This window comes from Ancylobacter sp. IITR112 (assembly GCF_041415945.1).
Taxonomy (GTDB): domain Bacteria; phylum Pseudomonadota; class Alphaproteobacteria; order Rhizobiales; family Xanthobacteraceae; genus Ancylobacter.
Map to the genome: position 1 here is coordinate 322988 of NZ_JBGCUS010000001.1, position 17160 is coordinate 340147.

At 68.0% G+C, this 17160-nt stretch carries 15 protein-coding genes; 11 read left to right on the forward strand and 4 right to left on the reverse strand.

What is annotated here, in order from left to right; all coding sequences use genetic code 11:
- Positions 1–13 precede the first annotated feature (13 nt).
- Positions 14–997, reverse strand: a complete 984-nt coding sequence (locus tag AAC979_RS01445) for a LysR family transcriptional regulator (protein WP_371345043.1) — start codon at positions 995–997, stop codon at positions 14–16.
- 181 nt (positions 998–1178) lie between these two features.
- Here AAC979_RS01445 and AAC979_RS01450 point away from each other — a divergent pair, with 181 nt between their 5' ends.
- The 8 genes from AAC979_RS01450 to rpe all read left to right on the forward strand — a co-directional run bounded on the left by AAC979_RS01450 (position 1179) and on the right by rpe (position 10282).
- Positions 1179–2204: a class 1 fructose-bisphosphatase gene (locus tag AAC979_RS01450; RefSeq protein ID WP_371345044.1), complete on the forward strand. Its 1026-nt coding sequence runs from the start codon at positions 1179–1181 to the stop codon at positions 2202–2204.
- A 12-nt stretch (positions 2205–2216) separates the two neighbouring features.
- Complete coding sequence (locus AAC979_RS01455) at positions 2217–3092, forward strand: phosphoribulokinase (protein ID WP_371345045.1); 876 nt, start codon at positions 2217–2219, stop codon at positions 3090–3092.
- Positions 3093–3106: 14 nt separating this feature from the next.
- Positions 3107–5125 (forward strand): transketolase, encoded by a 2019-nt coding sequence (gene tkt, locus AAC979_RS01460; protein WP_371345046.1) that lies wholly within the window; start codon positions 3107–3109, stop codon positions 5123–5125.
- Positions 5126–5141: 16 nt separating this feature from the next.
- Positions 5142–6227 (forward strand): class II fructose-bisphosphate aldolase, encoded by a 1086-nt coding sequence (gene fba / locus AAC979_RS01465; protein WP_371345047.1) that lies wholly within the window; start codon positions 5142–5144, stop codon positions 6225–6227.
- A gap of 87 nt (positions 6228–6314) precedes the next feature.
- Positions 6315–7784, forward strand: coding sequence for a form I ribulose bisphosphate carboxylase large subunit (locus tag AAC979_RS01470; protein WP_371345048.1), 1470 nt, complete (start codon positions 6315–6317; stop codon positions 7782–7784).
- Between the two features lie 126 nt (positions 7785–7910).
- Entirely contained in the window at positions 7911–8330 is a 420-nt protein-coding gene (locus AAC979_RS01475) for a ribulose bisphosphate carboxylase small subunit (protein ID WP_371345049.1), read from the forward strand.
- A 185-nt stretch (positions 8331–8515) separates the two neighbouring features.
- Complete coding sequence (gene cbbX / locus AAC979_RS01480; protein WP_371345050.1) at positions 8516–9460, forward strand: CbbX protein; 945 nt, start codon at positions 8516–8518, stop codon at positions 9458–9460.
- Positions 9461–9601: 141 nt separating this feature from the next.
- Positions 9602–10282, forward strand: coding sequence for a ribulose-phosphate 3-epimerase (gene rpe / locus AAC979_RS01485; RefSeq protein ID WP_371345051.1), 681 nt, complete (start codon positions 9602–9604; stop codon positions 10280–10282).
- A 25-nt stretch (positions 10283–10307) separates the two neighbouring features.
- On the opposite strand, the gene AAC979_RS01490 is transcribed toward rpe, so the two are convergent.
- Positions 10308–11213 carry a hypothetical protein gene (locus AAC979_RS01490; RefSeq protein WP_371345052.1) on the reverse strand — a complete coding sequence of 302 codons (906 nt, stop codon included), beginning with the start codon at positions 11211–11213 and terminating at the stop codon, positions 10308–10310.
- Between the two features lie 152 nt (positions 11214–11365).
- Entirely contained in the window at positions 11366–12034 is a 669-nt protein-coding gene (locus AAC979_RS01495; RefSeq protein ID WP_371345053.1) for a DedA family protein, read from the reverse strand.
- 223 nt (positions 12035–12257) lie between these two features.
- Between AAC979_RS01495 and AAC979_RS01500 the strand changes: the two genes are divergently transcribed.
- The 3 genes from AAC979_RS01500 (at position 12258) to AAC979_RS01510 (ending at position 16806) form a co-directional block, all read left to right on the forward strand.
- Positions 12258–14678 carry a mechanosensitive ion channel domain-containing protein gene (locus AAC979_RS01500; protein WP_371345054.1) on the forward strand — a complete coding sequence of 807 codons (2421 nt, stop codon included), beginning with the start codon at positions 12258–12260 and terminating at the stop codon, positions 14676–14678.
- Between the two features lie 121 nt (positions 14679–14799).
- Entirely contained in the window at positions 14800–15780 is a 981-nt protein-coding gene (locus AAC979_RS01505) for an HlyD family secretion protein (protein WP_371345055.1), read from the forward strand.
- Positions 15781–15783: 3 nt separating this feature from the next.
- Entirely contained in the window at positions 15784–16806 is a 1023-nt protein-coding gene (locus tag AAC979_RS01510) for an FUSC family protein (protein WP_371345056.1), read from the forward strand.
- On the opposite strand, the gene AAC979_RS01515 is transcribed toward AAC979_RS01510, so the two are convergent.
- The gene (locus AAC979_RS01515) at positions 16807–17142 is read right to left on the reverse strand and encodes a (2Fe-2S) ferredoxin domain-containing protein (RefSeq protein ID WP_371345057.1); all 336 of its coding nucleotides are present in this window, start codon (positions 17140–17142) and stop codon (positions 16807–16809) included.
- Positions 17143–17160: the final 18 nt, after the last annotated feature.

Here is a 17160-nt window from a genome sequence, read left to right on the forward strand (position 1 = left end):
CGCACCGGCACGGCTATACGCCGCTCTGTGCCTGTGCCTTGCGTCGCTCCGCTTCCAGCGCCGCGCGCGCTTCGGCGACACCCGGCAGGTGCAGCGTGTCGGGGAGGAATTCCGGGCCACGGCGCGAGAGGAACTCGGTCAGCGCCGCCGCTGGCGGGGTGAGGCGCTTGGCCGAGCGCTTCACCACGAACCATTGCCGCACCTCCGGCAGCCCCTCGACATCGAGCACGGCCAGCCGCCCGTCCGCCACTTCGGCGGCGATGGTGTGGGCGGAGATGAAGGCGAGGCCCAGCCCGGCCATGACGGCCTGCTTGATGGTCTCGTTTGAATCGATCTCCATGCCGATGCGCGGGTCGAGCCCCCATTGCTGGAAGAACCGCTCCATCAGCCCGCGTGTGCCCGAGCCCGGCTCGCGCGACATGAAGGTCGCGTTGGCGAGGGCCGACGGCGCGATGCGCCGACCCAGCAACGGATGATCCGCAGGTGCGATCAGCACATGCGGATGATCGCCGATCAGCGTCTTGTCGACCTCGATATCGAGCGGCGGGCGCCCCATGATGGCAACGTCGATGGCGTCGGCCCGCAGGCCGGCGATAATGGCTTCACGGTTGCCGACCGAGATGACCACGTCGATGCCGGGATGGGCGCGGGTGAAGGCGCCGAGGGCTGCCGGCACGAAATATTTCGCCGTCGACACCAGGCCGACCGACACCCGGCCCGAGCGCAGCCCCTTCATCGCGTCGAGCGCGGCGCCGCAATCGGCCAGCGCCTGCTCGATGCGCGCCGTCGCGGCGAGAATCTCCCGGCCGGCGGCGCTCGGCTGGAAACGGTCGCCGGCACGGTCGAGCAGCGGCAGGCCGAGATAATGTTCGAGCAGTTGCACCTGCATCGTCACCGCCGGCGGGGTGACGTTCAGCTTCTTGGCGGCGCCGGTGACGCTGCCGGTTTCGACGATGGCGGCGACAGCGCGAAGCTGCTTCAGCGTGGCATTACGCATAAACCATTACATTTCAGCTAAATTGAAACTGAAGGTCAATTTATTCGAATTTCCTTACGCCGGCAAATCGGGCAGTCTGATCTCAACAAAAGGCGTCCGCCGCTTCGGGTCCCCGCCCGAAGGCTTCCGGAAACGACACGCCAAAGGGCCCAAGCCCACAAGAACATAACTGGGGAACGCCATGACACGCCCGACATTGCAGGGCCACCTCGAGGGGTGGTCTCAGGCAGACGCCTTGCGTCGCGACATCGCCAGCGCCGTGATCGCGCTGGCTGACGCCGGCCGCCAGATTTCAGAGCTGCTCGCCGCCGGCCCGCTGGCCGGCTCGCTCGCCACGGTGCGCGGCTATCACGCCGATGGCGACAGCCAGAAGGAACTGGATGTCATCACCGACGATCTCATCCGCGAGGCGCTGTCGCAGGCGCCGGTCGCGCTGTTCGGCTCCGAGGAAGCCGATGAGGCGGTGACGCTCAATCCCGCCGGCACGCTGGCGGTGGCGGTTGATCCGCTGGACGGCTCGTCCAATATCGACACCAATGCCACGGTCGGCACGATCTTTTCGATCCTGCCCTTCATCGGCAGCGATTCGCTCCTGCAGACCGGCCGCGCCCAGCTCGCCGCCGGCTTCCTGCTCTACGGGCCGCAGACCGCGCTGGTGATGACCGTCGGCGCCGGCACCCAGATTTTCATTCTCGACCGCGCCAGCGGCGCCTTCCTGCTGGCCGAGGAGCGGGCAATGGTGCTGCCGGAGACGGCGGAATACGCCATCAACGGCTCCAATCTGCGGCATTGGGACGTTGCCATCCGCTCCTATGTCGAGGACTGCCAGGCCGGCGCCGACGGCCCGCGGGGCAAGGACTTCAACACCCGCTGGGTCGCTTCCATGGTGGCCGATGTCTACCGCATCCTGGTCCGCGGCGGGGTCTATCTCTATCCCGGCGACGCCCGCAAAGGTTACGGCCATGGCCGCCTGCGGCTGGTCTATGAGGCCAACCCCGTCGCCTTCCTGATGGAGCAGGCGCAGGGCTGCGCCACGGATGGGCGGCTGCCGATCCTCGACATCGTGCCCGAGCATCTGCACCAGCGCGTGCCGCTGGTGTTTGGCTCCTGCACCGAAGTCGAGCGCATCGCCCGCTATCACCGCGACGCCGCCGCCATGCCGGAGCGCTCGCCTTTGTTCGGCCGTCGCGGCCTGCTGCGCGCCTGACGGAGAGGACCCATGTCGATCCATCACCCCATCATCTCCGTCACCGGCTCGTCCGGCGCCGGCACCACCTCGGTGCGGCGTATTTTCGAGCAGATCTTCCGCCGCGAGGATGTCACCGCCGCCTATATCGAAGGCGACGCCTATCATCGCTATGACCGCGCCGAGATGAAGCGCGTCATGGCCGAGGAAGCCTCGCGCGGCAACCACCATTACAGCCATTTCGGGCCGGACTCGAACCTGTTCGAGGAGTTGGAGGAGACCTTCCGCTCCTATGCCCACACCGGCACCGGCAAGTTCCGCCACTATGTTCATGACGACAAGGAAGCCGCCGAATATGGCGGCGCGCCCGGCACCTTCACCGCCTGGGAGCCGATCCCGACGCCGACCGACCTGCTGTTCTATGAAGGGCTGCACGGTGCGGTGGTCAGTGGCAATATTGACGTTGCCCGCTATGCCGATCTCAAGATCGGCGTCGTGCCGGTGATCAACCTCGAATGGATCCAGAAGATCCATCGCGACCGTTCGCATCGCGGCTATTCCACCGAGGCGGTGACCGACACCATCCTGCGGCGCATGCCGGACTATGTGAACTATATCTGCCCGCAGTTCACCCACACCGACATCAACTTCCAGCGTGTGCCGACGGTCGATACCTCGAACCCGTTCATCGCCCGCTGGATCCCCACGGCCGACGAATCCATCGTCGTCATCCGCTTCAAGAGCCCGCGCGGCATAGATTTCCCCTACCTGCTCTCGATGATCCAGGGCTCGTGGATGAGCCGCGCCAATTCCATCGTGATCCCCGGCGGCAAGCTCGACATCGCGATGCAGCTCATCCTCACGCCGATGATCCTCAACATCGTCGAGAAGAAGCGGCGCGCCGCGTGAAACGGGAGGACAGCATGTTGACCAGCCCATCGACCGCCACGCCCCTGCGCGAACTCGGCGCGCTTCCGCACGACGACATGGCCAATGCCCTGCGCGCCCTGACCATGGACGCGGTGGAAAAGGCCAAGTCCGGCCATCCCGGCATGCCCATGGGCATGGCGGATGTCACCACCGCCCTGTTCGCGCGCTTCGTGACGCTGGACCCCAGCCGTCCCGACTGGCCGGACCGCGACCGCTTCATCCTCTCCGCCGGTCACGGCTCGATGCTGCTCTACGCGCTCAACCATCTGCTCGGCTATGCCGATATGGGCACGGAGCAGCTCAAGAGCTTCCGCCAGCTCGGCGCCGTCACCGCCGGCCATCCCGAGCACGGCCACACGCTCGGTGTCGAGACCACCACCGGCCCGCTGGGGCAGGGGCTGACCACGGCGGTCGGCATGGCGCTGGCCGAGCGCATGCTCAACGCCCGCTTCGGCGACGATCTCGTCGACCACCGCACCTGGGTCATCGCCGGCGATGGCTGCCTGATGGAAGGCATCAGCCACGAGGCCATCGACCTCGCCGGGCACCTCAAGCTCGCCAAGCTCACCGTGCTGTGGGACGATAACGGCATCTCCATTGACGGCAGCACCGCGCTGTCCACCTCCACCGACCAGCTCGCCCGTTTCACGGCGTCCGGCTGGAAGGTGCTGCGGGTCGACGGCCATGCCCATCACGCGCTGGTCGACGCCATCGCAGAGGCGCGGACGAGCGACCGGCCGGTGCTGATCGCCTGCCGCACCACCATCGGTTTCGGCGCCCCGACCAAGGCCGGCACGGAAGCCGTGCACGGCGCCCCGCTCGGCGCCGCCGAGATCGAGGGCGCGCGCGAGGCGCTCGGCTGGAACCACCCGCCCTTCGAAGTGCCCGAGCACGTGCGTGCGGCGTTTGCCGCCATCGCCCGGCGCGGCCGCGAGGCGCGCGAGGCCTGGGAGAAGCGGCTCTCCGCCTCCGGCCGCCGCGCCGATTTCGAGGCGGCGATGGAAGGCGACCTGCCGGCCGATTTCGACGAGAAACTCGCCGCCTATAAGCGTGAACTCTCGCAGACCGCGCCGAAGGTGGCGACGCGCAAGGCCTCCGAGATGGCGCTCGGCGTCATCAACCGCGCCACCGACCTCACCATTGGCGGTTCGGCCGATCTCACCCATTCCAACCTCACCCTGACCAAGGGCATGGAATCGGTAACGCCGGGCAATTACGCGGGCCGCTACATTCATTACGGCATTCGCGAACACGCGATGGCGGCGGTGATGAACGGCCTCGCCTTGCATCGCGGCAGCATTCCCTATGGCGGCACCTTCATGGTGTTCTCCGACTATGCGCGCGGCGGCATGCGGCTCTCGGCGCTGATGGGCCAGCGCGTCGTCTATGTGCTGACGCATGATTCCATCGGCCTCGGCGAGGACGGGCCGACCCACCAGCCGGTCGAGCATCTCGCCATGCTGCGGGCGACGCCGAACCTCTATGTGTTCCGCCCCGCCGATGCGGTGGAGACGCTGGAAGCCTGGCAGCTCGCTCTGCATGCGGAGGGTACGCCCTCGGTGCTGGCGCTCTCGCGCCAGAACCTTCCGACCTTCCGCACCGAGCATTCGGAAGAGAACCTCGTCGGTTATGGCGCCTATGTCGCCCGCAAGCCCAAGCGCCGGCGCGACGTGACGCTGCTCGCCACCGGCTCGGAGGTCGAGATCGCCTTCAAGGGCGCGGACCTGCTCGCCGAGCGCGGTGTCGACGCCGCCGTCGTCTCCATGCCGTGCTGGGAGCTGTTTGAGCGCCAGAGCCATGAGTACCGCCGCGCCGTGCTGGGCACCGCCCCGCGCGTCGCCATCGAGGCGGCGGCCCGGCTCGGCTGGGACCGCTGGATCGGCGAGCGCGGACGCTTCATCGGCATGGAGAGCTTCGGCGCTTCCGGCCCGGCGGGCGATCTCTACCGCCACTTCAACATCACCCCGGAGGCGGTGGTCGACGCGACCTGCGACCTCCTCACCTGCGCCTGAGCCAGAGGAAGAGCCAATGGCCCGCATCACCCTTCGACAGCTTCTCGACCACGCCGCCGAGTATGGCTACGGCGTCCCGGCCTTCAACATCAACAATATGGAGCAGGGCATCGCGATCATGGAGGCGGCGCAGGCCGTCGACGCGCCGGTCATCATGCAGGCGAGCCGCGGCGCCCGTTCCTATGCCGGCGACATCATGCTCTCGCGGATGATCGACGCGCTGACCGAGATGTACCCCGCGATCCCGATCTGCATGCATCAGGACCACGGGAACAACGAGGCGACCTGCCTTTCCGCCATCCAGCACGGCTTCACCTCCGTGATGATGGACGGCTCCCTGAGAGAGGACGCCAAGACGCCTGCGGATTACGACTACAACGTCGCCATCACCCGCCGCGTGGTGGATGCCGCCCACTGGGTCGGCGCCTCGGTGGAAGGCGAGCTCGGCGTGCTCGGCTCGCTGGAGCATGGCGCCGGCGAGCAGGAGGACGGCCACGGCGCCGAAGGCCAGCTCAGCCATGACCAGTTGCTGACCGATCCCGACCAGGCGGTGGATTTCGTCGCCGCTACCCGGGTCGACGCCCTCGCCATCGCCATGGGCACTTCGCATGGCGCTTACAAATTCTCGCGCCAGCCGGACGGCGACATCCTCGCCATGAACATCATCGAGGAAATCCACCGGCGGCTGCCGAACGTGCATCTGGTGATGCACGGCTCTTCCTCGGTGCCGCAGCCGCTGCAGGATCTGTTCAATGCCAGCGGCGGCGAGATGCCCCAGACCTGGGGCGTGCCGGTGGAGGAGATCGTGCGCGGCATCAAGCACGGCGTGCGCAAGGTCAATATCGACACGGATTGCCGCCTCGCCATGACGGCGCAGTTCCGCAAGGTGGCGCAGGCCAACAAGGCCGAGTTCGATCCGCGCAAATTCCTCAAACCCGCCATGGACGCGATGCGCGACCTTTGCCGCGAGCGTTTCGAGCAGTTCGGCACGGCGGGTCACGCCAGCCAGATCAAGGTGCTGCCGCTGGCCGCCATGGCCAAGCGCTACGCCTCCGGCAGCCTCGATCCGGTGATCGGCGGCGCGCGGGTGGCGGCGGAGTAATCGCTCCCCGCGACGGGAGCTGTTCAACGAGATTTCAGGCGCGCGCCTCAGCCGCGGCGCCGACGGGAACGCACAGGGAGAAGATCCATGAACGCGATCGACAAGACCAAGCCCGCCGAGGAGAAGCGCAGCCGCTACAGCGCCGGCGTGATGGAATACCGCAAGATGGGCTACTGGCAGCCTGACTACGAGCCGAAGGACACGGACGTGATCGCCGTGTTCCGTATCACCCCGCAGGACGGCGTCGACGAGATCGAGGCCTCGGCGGCGGTGGCCGGCGAAAGCTCCACCGCCACCTGGACCGTGGTGTGGACCGACCGCCTGACCGCCTGCGACAAGTACCGCGCCAAGTGCTACCGGGTCGATCCGGTGCCGAACGCGCCCGGCTCCTGGTTCGCCTATATCGCCTATGATCTCGACCTGTTCGAGCCGGGCTCGATCGCCAACCTCTCGGCCTCGATCATCGGCAACGTCTTCGGCTTCAAGCCGCTCAAGGCTCTGCGCCTCGAGGACATGCGCCTGCCCGTCGCCTATGTGAAGACCTTCGACGGTCCGGCCACCGGCATCGTGGTGGAGCGCGAGCGGCTCGACAAGTTCGGCCGGCCGCTGCTCGGCGCCACGGTGAAGCCCAAGCTCGGCCTGTCCGGCCGCAACTATGGCCGCGTGGTCTATGAGGCGCTGAAGGGCGGGCTCGATTTCACCAAGGACGACGAGAACATCAACTCGCAGCCCTTCATGCACTGGCGCGACCGCTTCCTCTACTGCATGGAGGCGGTGAACAAGGCGCAGGCCGGCACCGGCGAGGTGAAGGGCACCTATCTCAACGTCACCGCCGCCACCATGGAAGACATGTATGAGCGCGCCGAGTTCGCCAAGAGCCTCGGTTCCTCCATCGTCATGATCGACCTGATCATCGGCTACACCGCGATCCAGTCCATGGCGAAATGGGCGCGGCGCAACGACATGATCCTGCATCTGCACCGCGCCGGCCACTCCACCTATACCCGGCAGAAGAGCCACGGCGTCTCCTTCCGCGTCATCACCAAATGGATGCGCCTCGCCGGCGTCGACCACATCCATGCCGGCACCGTGGTGGGCAAGCTGGAGGGCGACCCCCACACGACCAAGGGCTATTACGACCTCTGCCGCGAGGATTTTGTGCCGCAGAACCTCGCGCATGGCATCTTCTTCGATCAGGATTGGGCCTCGACCCGCAAGCTGATGCCGGTCGCCTCGGGCGGCATCCATGCTGGCCAGATGCACCAGCTCATCGACCTGCTCGGCGAGGATGTGGTGCTGCAGTTCGGCGGCGGCACCATCGGCCACCCGATGGGTATTCAGGCCGGTGCGACCGCCAACCGCGTGGCGCTGGAGGCGATGATCCTCGCGCGCAATGAGGGGCGTGACATCGTCAATGAGGGTCCGGAAATCCTCAAGGACGCTGCGCGCCACTGCCTGCCGCTGAAGCAGGCGCTGGAGACGTGGAAGGACGTGACCTTTAACTACTCCTCCACCGACACGCCCGATTTCGTGCCGCAGGCCACGGCGGCGGAGTGAGTTCCGCCATCCCGGACGCGCCGCAGGCGTGATCCGGGATCGCGAGACCAGAGTGGAAACCCTTTTCCGGAACCCGATCCTGGTGCTGCCTCCGGCCGACCGGGATGACGAGAGCGAGACACCACCATGCGCCTGACTCAGGGAGCCTTCTCCTTCCTGCCCGATCTCACCGACGCGCAGATCGCCCGCCAAGTCCAGTACTGCATCGACAAGGGCTGGGCGGTGAACATCGAGTTCACCGACGATCCGCACCCGCGCAACACCTATTGGGAATTGTGGGGCCAGCCGATGTTCGACGTGCCGGACGCTGCCGGCGTGATGTTCGAACTGAACGAGTGCCGCAAGGCCTATGGCGGCCGGCAATACATCCGCGTCAGCGCCTTCGACGCCACCCATACGTGGGAATCGCTGCGCCTCTCCTTCATCACCGACCGTCCCACTGACGAACCCGGCTTCGCGCTGGAACGGCAGGAAATCGACGGCAGGTCGATCCGCTACACGACGCGCGCCTATGCGGCTAACCGCCCGGAAGGCGCGCGCTACTGATCCGTCGGCTCCCCACTACTCCCCCGACGGAGAATCGCGGTCGTCCGGTTTCCTCCCCGGCCGCGAGGGACCGATGTCGGAATGCCGCGCCCGGCATCGGTCCCCTTTTCTTTCTCTGCCCGGTCCTCATTCCGGCCGCCGCGACGCGCGCCGCCGGGGTGACCAAACCGCCAATGGAGGCTCCCATGGACGCCGTGATCGACGATCCCACCCGTGGCGCCGGCGAGACGCCGAAAGTGCCGGACTCCATCGACCTCAAGGCCGAATTCGCTTCCAGCGGGCTGGCGGATGTGTTCGACCAGCTCGACCGCGAACTGGTGGGGCTGGTGCCGGTGAAGCGCCGGCTGCGCGAAATCGGCGCGCTGCTTCTCGTCGACACCGCCCGCCGCCGCTTCGGGCTGGAGGCGGTGAGCCCGACCCTGCATATGAGCTTCACCGGCAATCCCGGCACCGGCAAGACGACCGTGGCGCTGCGGATGGCGGAGATCCTCCACAAGCTCGGCTATGTCCGCAAGGGTCATCTCGTCACCGTGACCCGCGACGACCTTGTCGGCCAGTACATTGGCCATACGGCGCCGAAGACGAAAGAGATCCTGAAGAAGGCGATGGGCGGCGTGCTGTTCATCGACGAGGCGTATTATCTCTACCGGCCGGAGAATGAGCGCGATTACGGGCAGGAGGCGATCGAGATATTGCTGCAGGTGATGGAGAACCAGCGCGACGATCTCGTCGTCATCCTGGCCGGCTATGCCGATCGGATGGAGCGCTTCTTCACCGCCAACCCAGGCTTTCGCTCGCGCGTCGCCCATCATGTCGACTTCCCCGACTATTCCGCCGACGAGCTCGACGCCATCGGCGCCCGCATTCTCGACACCATGAATTACCGCATGGACCGCGAGGCGGAGGAGGCGTTCCGCCGCTATATCGAGCTGCGCATGGCGCAGCCGCATTTCGCCAATGGCCGCTCGATCCGCAACGCGCTGGACCGTGCCCGGCTGCGCCAGGCCAACCGGCTGTTCAACTCCGAGCGGCCGGTGACGGCGGACGACCTCGTCACCCTCGCTGCCGAGGACATTCTCGCCAGCCGGGTGTTTTCCGGCGGCATCGACAGCTACCCGCCGCTCAGGTGAGCGCCTTCGAGCGTCATGGCCGGGCTTGGCCCGGCCATCCATGCCTTGTTCACGCGCGACCCAAGACGTTGATCCCGGGCCAGGCCCGGGGATGACTCGGTGCCAGGACTTCGCCACGCGGCCTCGCCAGGAGACACACCCATGGTTCTCATCGCCCCCTCCATGCTCGCCTCCGACTTCGCCCGCTTCGGCGAAGAGGTGCGCGATGTCGCCAGCGCCGGCGCCGACTGGATTCATCTCGACGTGATGGACGGGCATTTCGTGCCCAACATCAGCTTCGGGCCGGATGTCATCAAGGCCATGCGCCCGCACACCGACAGGCTGTTCGATGTGCATCTGATGATCGAGCCGGTGGAGCCGTACATTGAGGCCTTCGCCAAGGCGGGGGCGGACATCATCACCGTGCAGGCCGAGGCGACGCATCATCTCGACCGCTGCCTCCAGCTCATCCGCTCTCTCGGCAAGAAGGCCGGCGTGGCGCTGAACCCGGCGACGCATGAGAGCGTGGTCGCCTATGTCCTCGACAAGGTGGACCTCATCCTGCCGATGACGGTCAATCCCGGCTTCGGGGGCCAGGCCTTCATCGCCGACGTGCTGCCGAAGATCTACCGGCTGCGGGCGATGATCGGCGAGCGGCCGATCCATCTCGAAGTCGATGGCGGGGTGACACCGGAGACCGCCGCGCTCTGCGCCTCGGCCGGGGCGAATGTGCTGGTCGCCGGCTCGGCCGTGTTCAAGGGCGGACGCGAGGCCTATGCCGCCAACATCGCCGCCATTCGCGAGGCCGGCCGCACCGCCCGGCGCGGGCGTGCCGCCGCCTGAGCGCGGGCGCTCGCGGTCCCGCGCCTCAGTTGAAGGCGTCCTCGGTCAGGTTGAGGATCAGCACCTGCCGCGCGCTGTCGGGAATGGAGGGGGAGGCGCGCAGTTCGACCCCGAGCGCCGGCCGCCGCTTCTGGATCAGCGCCGCCACCTCCTCCGCCATTTCGGCGCTGCCGGCGTGGAAGGAGAGGGTGTTGCTGGTGGTCTGCACCACGCCGGTATCCGACACCACGACATCGAAGCCGGCCGCCTTCAGCGGCGCGGTGAAGGCGTCGACCCGCGCCTTGGGCACGGTGTTGACCGGAGCGAAGATGCGCACCGTATAGCCCGCGCCGGGCAGAGCCGCGGTCGCCGGAGCGGGCGGGTTCGCAGCGGGCGCATTCTGGGCCGGAGTCGGCGTTGTGCCCGCCAGAGGCACCAGAGGATCGGCCGGCGCGGAGGTCGCGGGCCCGGGCATCGCGGGTGAGGGAGCGGCCGATGCCGGCGCGGCGGGGGCCGTCGCGCTCGCGGCGGGTGGCGTGGCCGGCGCGGTGGCCTGCGGCGCCGGCGGGACTTCCAGCGCCTCGACACGTTCGGAGAGCGTGGCTTCGGCGCCGCGCAGCGTGGCCACCTCGTCGCGCAGGCTCAGCACCTGCGCCGTGAGGAAGGCGACACCGGCCAGCAGCAGCACCAGCACCAGCCCGTACAGCACCGGCAGAGCCGGATGCGCGGCGCGGGAGGGCGGCGCCTCCGCCCGCTTGGTCTCGATCTCCAGCCGGCGCATCTGCAGCTTCAATTGCTCGATGCCGAGCCAGCGCTGGAACGCCACCGGGTCCTGCGGCGGACCCTTGGGCCGCGGGGCGGAAGCCGGCGCCGGCGGACGCGGCGCGCCGCCGCTTTCCTCGCCGGCACGCGCCCGCGCGGGACCGATGGAGGGCTCTAGCTTGTCGATCATTGCGCCTATCCGTCCGCCGTCCGACCTGCGGCCCCGGACGTCCGCGCCGGGCGGGCCGCCAGAAGCCTCTTGGGCGCCATAGTAGCGCAAGGCGCCGTCCGGGCGGACGAATCCTTACGAAATGGTTAAGACGGTCGGAAACCTTGCCGGCTTTACGCCGCCGGTACCCCGCTGGGCCGGCGCCGGGCGCGCGGACGCTTGGCGATGCGACCCTTGATCACCCGCAGCACGACGACCGTCGCGATCAGCATGACGAGGGTGATGCCGACCATCAGCACCAGCCATTCGCCCTGGCTGTGGGCGCCGAGTTCGCCCGCGCTTCTGCCGGCCACCCAGCCGGGCGCCAGCATCACCGGCGCCCAGACGATGGCCGAGGAGACATTGGCGAACTGGAAGCGGCGCTGGTCCATCCGCATCATGCCGGCGACCAGCGGCATGGTGGCGCGCACCGGGCCGAAGAAGCGGCCGACGAACACCGAGGCGAAGCCGAAGCGGCGGAAGAACAGCCGCGCCTGCGCCACCTGCTCGCGATAATGCAGCAGCGGGCGGCGGTGCACGACGCGCGGCCCGAGCCAGCGTCCCAGCCAATAGGAGACGACATCGCCGAGCACGGCGCCGGCAATGGCGGCGGCGATGACCGGGAGCGGCGAGACGATGCCGGTGCCGACCAGTCCGCCAATGGCGAGCATGAGCGCGGTGGCGGGGATGACGAGGCCGACCAGCACCAGCGATTCGCCGAAGGCGATGAGGCCGATCACCAGCGGGATCAGATAGTCGTGGCCGTTCAGAAACGCGACCACCTCGGCGGATAAAGCTTCCATGTCCTCTCACAGCCGCAGCGCGATGGCGCCAATGTGCCGATGAAGGTGTCGGGAGCAAGGCCGGGGCGACATCGCGTCGCTGTCGCTCTGCCGGTTAAATCGCGCGACGCGCGGAACCAATCGCCGGCTCGCGCGTTTAAGAAGCCGCACCCGCCATTCCGGCTCCCCACACTCTGCGTCCTCGTGGCTTCGCCGCCTGGGGCCGCGACCGACGGAAGGCCTCATGCCGCTGCGTGCCCTCAGCCGCCTCGTCCTCGCCCTTTGTTTCCTCGCGCTTCCCCTCCTTGCCGGCCCGCTCGCGGCCCAGACCGCCGGCGCCCCCACCAGTATCGCTCCGCCTCCGGCCTCCGGAGCCTCCGCCGCCGAACCAGCCGCCGGCGGATCGTCGGCCCCCGCGCCTGAGGTGCGCCAGGCCGACCTCCGGGCGCTGCTCGACACGCTGAGCGACAACGAGGCGCGCGCGCGTTTCCTTAGCCGGCTGCGGGCCTTGCTGGACAGCGAAACCGGTGTGGCGACAACTCCGGCAGCCGGGCCGGTGGCGGCGCAGCCGCTGGCGCCGGACCGTGACGACTGGCTGTCCGGCGCCACCCAGTCGCTCGGCGCCTTCTCCGGCTCGGTGCTGTCGCTGGTCGGCGAGATCGAGCAATTGCCGGCGCAGGTCGAACAGCTCTTCACCGATCTGTCCGATCCGCTGGTGCTGGAGCGTGTCGGCTGGGCCGTGACGATGATCATCGCGGTGCTCGCCGCCGCGCTGCTGGCGGAATTCCTCGCCAAGCGGCTGCTGGCGGGGCTGCGACGGGCGATCGAGGCGCGGCCGGCGCGTGGTCTGTTCATGCGCGCCTTGCTGCTGGCGCTGCGTACGCTGATCGACATCGTGCCCATCGCCGCCTTCGCGGCCGCGGCCTTCGGCGTGCTGGCGCTGGTGGAACTGGCCTTCATCGTCCGCCTCGCCGTCGTCACCGTCATCAACGCCAATGTGCTGGCGCGGCTGATCCTGGTTGGCGCCCGCGCGGTGCTGACGCCGGACGCGCCGCAGATGCGGCTGTTTCCGCTCGATCATGAAAGCGCGGCCTATGGCTATCTCTGGGTCCGCCGCTTCACCTACACGCTGGTCTATGGCCATTTCCTGCTGCGCGCCGCCTGGGTGCTCGGCCTGGCGTTGCCGACCTATCTGTTCTTCAGCAATGTCCTCGCCCTGTTCGTCGCCGGCATGTGCGTGGTGTTCGTGCTGCAGGTCCGGGCGGGTGTCGGCCAGCGTCTGCGCCGTCTCGGCGCGCGCGAGGGGCGGGCGGCGCGGCTGCGCAATGCGGTGGCGGATTTCTGGCACGTCCTCGCCATCGCCTATGTGATCGCCGGCTTCCTGGTCTGGACGCTCGATGTCGATGGCGGCTTCGCCTTCCTGGCCCGCGCCACCCTGCTTTCGCTGCTCACCCTCGGCCTCGCCGCGGCGGTGATCGCGCTGATGCTGCGGGCCTTCGAGCGGGTGTTCAAGCTCAATGCCGAGATGCGCGCGCGCTATCCCTTGCTGGAGGCGCGAGCCAATCGCTACCTGCCCGCGCTGCGCAGCGCCATGCAGGGGCTGGTGATGCTGGTCGCGGCGCTGGTGCTGCTGGAAATCTGGGGCGCGCGGCCGTTCGAGCGGCTGGCTTCGGAAGGCGGGCGGCTGGCGGTCGGGCGGCTCATTTCCATCGGCGTGGTGGTGCTGATCGGACTCGTCCTGTGGGAAATCTCCACCGCCTTCGCCGAGCGGCTGCGGGTCGCCAACCCCAATTCCACCCGGCTGAAGACGCTGCTGCCCTTCCTGCAGAACGCCTTCCGCGTGGTGCTGCTGACCATTGGCAGCCTGATCCTGCTGTCGGAGATCGGCATCAACATCGCTCCGCTGCTCGCCGGCGCCGGCGTGCTCGGCCTCGCCATCGGCTTCGGCGCGCAGACTCTGGTGAAGGATGTCATCACCGGCGTGTTCATCCTGATGGAGGACACCATTTCCGTCGGCGACGTGGTGGAGGTCGGTGCCCATGCCGGGCTGGTGGAGAAGATCACCATCCGCACCGTGCACATGCGCGATTTCGACGGCAATGTGCACTCGATCCCGTTCGGCGAGGTGCAGACGGTCAAGAACATGTCGAAGGACTTCGCCTATGCGGTGGTGGATGTGCGCGTCGCCTATCGCGAGAGCATCGACGAGGCGCTGGCGCTGATGGCGGAAGTCGCGGCCGACATGGCGGCGAACGGGCCGCTGGCGGAGACCATCATCGAACCGTTCGAGGTGGTTGGTGTCGAGGCGCTCGACCCCTCGCACATCCAGCTTCGCGGGCGCTTCAAGACCCGCCCCCTCGGCCAGTGGAACGTCCGGCGCGAATTCTACCGCCGCATCAAGGCCGCCTTCGACGTGCGCGGCATCGAGATGCCGTACCCGCATCAGACGGTCTATCTGGGCACCGACAAGAAGGGCATGGCGCCGCCGCTGCGGGTGGTGAACCAGAGCGCGGAGGAGCTTGCCCCGCCCGCGCGGCCCCGTCGTGCCGCCGCCCGCGCCGCCGCGACGCCGGGGCCGATGATCGAGGAGCATCCCGGCGCGCGCGAGCGCAGCGAAGAGGACGAGGAGCCGATGCTGCCCGCCATCGAGGAGCGGCGGCAATAAAAGCGCCGGGCGATGCGCGCACGCCGCGGAACGGTAGCTGGAGAGGATTGAGCGCGGGAGGTAAAGCCGCGATGATGCGCCGCGCCGGCCCCGGGCCGGAATCCGTGGAGCCGCGTCTTTCATGCTCAGCCGACTTGTCCGCCACCCCATATCGCTGATCGTCGGGGTGATCCTTGGTTTGTTCGCGGCCTACGAGATCTGCGTGCGGTTCTTCGCCTACACCGGCGACGCCTATGTCAACAGCGACATCGTGGTGCTCGCCTCGGAGATCGAAGGGCCGGTGTCCAAGCTCGCGGTGCAGAACAACCAGGCCGTCGCGGCCGATCAGCTCTTGTTCGAGATCGAGCGTACCCCCTATGCGCTGAAGGTGCAGGAGACGCAGGCGGCGCTCTCCACCGCCCGCGCTAATCTCGACCTCGCGCAGGACGAGGTGAGCGCCGCGAAGGCCGCCGTCACCTCGGCGCAGGCGGTGCTGACCAATGCGCAGGACCAGTTGGTGCGCGTCAAGGCGCTGGAGAAGGATGGCTATTCGCCCGAGGCAACGCTTGATGTCTCTATCCGGGATGTCGCCACCGCCGGGGCCAATGTCAGCGCGGCCGAGGCGCAGCTTGCGGTTTCGGTGCGCCGGGTGACGGTTGCGCAGGCGGCGATCGCCTCGGCGGAAGCGGCGCTTGCCAAGGCAAAGTACGATCTGTCGAAAACCGTGGTCAACGCGCCGGAGGCCGGCCGTGTCGCGCCCTTCGTCACCCGCGTCGGCGATTATCTGCGTCCCGGCAGCGAGGTGCTTGCCATCGTCACCGACCGCCGTCGCCGGGTGGTGGCGAATATCAGCGAACGCCATCTCGCCCGCATCAAGGTCGGCCAGCGGGCGCTGCTGACGCTGGGCTCCGACCCCTGGGCGCTGCATTGGGGGCGAGTGAGCGGCATTGCGGTCGGCGTCGCCCGCACGCCGAGCAACCCGCAGGTCATTCCCTATGTCGAACCGACCACCGACTGGGTCCGCCTGCCCCGCCGCTTTCCGGTGGAGGTGACACTGGACCACTGGCCGGAAGGCCTTGGCCTGTTCAACGGCGCGGATGCGCGCGTGCTGATCTGGTTCTGATCCATGGCGGAGGAGGGCGGTACCGGCTTCAGCGACATCGACCGGCAGGCCTTCGCCACCGCCACCGGCGTGCTCGCCGCGGTCTATGTCGCGCTGCTTATGGGGCTGGACGAGCCCTATTGGGCGGCGCTCAGCGTCATGATCATCGCCAATGTCGACCGTGACGCGCTGTTCACCAAGGGCGTGCTGCGCGTGCTCGGCACCTTCATCGGCGTCGTCAGCGGCTATTATATCGGCCAGTGGGCGGAGGGATACAACCCGATGCAACTTGCACTGGTCACCATCGCCGCGGCGGTGGGTACCTATGGCCGGCAGCGCAGTGCCTATGGCTATGCCTGGTTCTACGGCGGGCTCACCTTCGGTCTGGTGATGCTCTACACCATGACCCAGCCGGCGCAGCTTTTCGGCTTCGCGCATTATCGCTGTTTCGAGATCGTCATCGGCGTGGTGTGCGCCACGCTGTCGAGCTGGGCGCTCGGCCCCCGGGCCGGCGAGCTTCATGCGCGTCTGAAAGCACAGGCGGCGGCGACCACCGCGCTCAACGCCGAGCGGCAGGCGCTGATCGCCGGGCTGGGGGCGTTCACCATCATCATCGTGTGGTCGCTGTTCAATCTGCCGCAACTGCCGCAGGTGCTGATTTCCAGCCTCATCGTCGTCGACAGCGATCCGCTGGCGACCCGCCATCGCGGCTTCCAGCGCATTCTCGGCTGCGTGCTGGGTGGGGCGGCGGCGCTGCTCGTCATCCTGATCGACGCGGTGCATGTGTGGTGGTGGGCGACGATGCTGTTTCTCGGCGTGTTCTCCTTCGCCCGCATCCACCTGGGCAAATCGGGCCAGGCCTATATCGGCACCCAGTGCGCCATCGCCTATCTGGTGACGCTGGTCAGCACCTCGCCGCCCGACAGCCTGGCCCCGCCGATCGAGCGGCTGATCGGTATCGTCATCGGGGTGAGCCTGATGACCACGCTGGTGTGGGCGTTCAATCCTCCCGCGAAGGCGGACAAGCCAGCGCAGACGCCGGCCTGATCATGCGGGTTCCGCCGCCGGGGCGAGGGTGTCGAGCAGCGCGTCGAGCTCGGTGCCGCGTTCGACGCTGAGCCAGCGCCCCGGCCGGCCGGCGGGAATGACCACCACGGCGTTCTTCGGGCAGATGTCGAGGCAGGGCACCTCGACCACCGCGACATGAGCGCCCTTGCGGCGCGGTTTCTTCATCGGCTTGCCGCCCTTGCGCGCGGCGATGGCGGCGCGCAGCGCCTTGGGCAGGGGCTGGTCGGCATCAGGGCCGAAGCCGCCGTCCAGCTTCTTCGCGCATTTGCGGCAGACGAGGACCACATCGGTCCAGTCGGCTTTGATCGGCTTCATGCGCAGCGGCATCCTGGC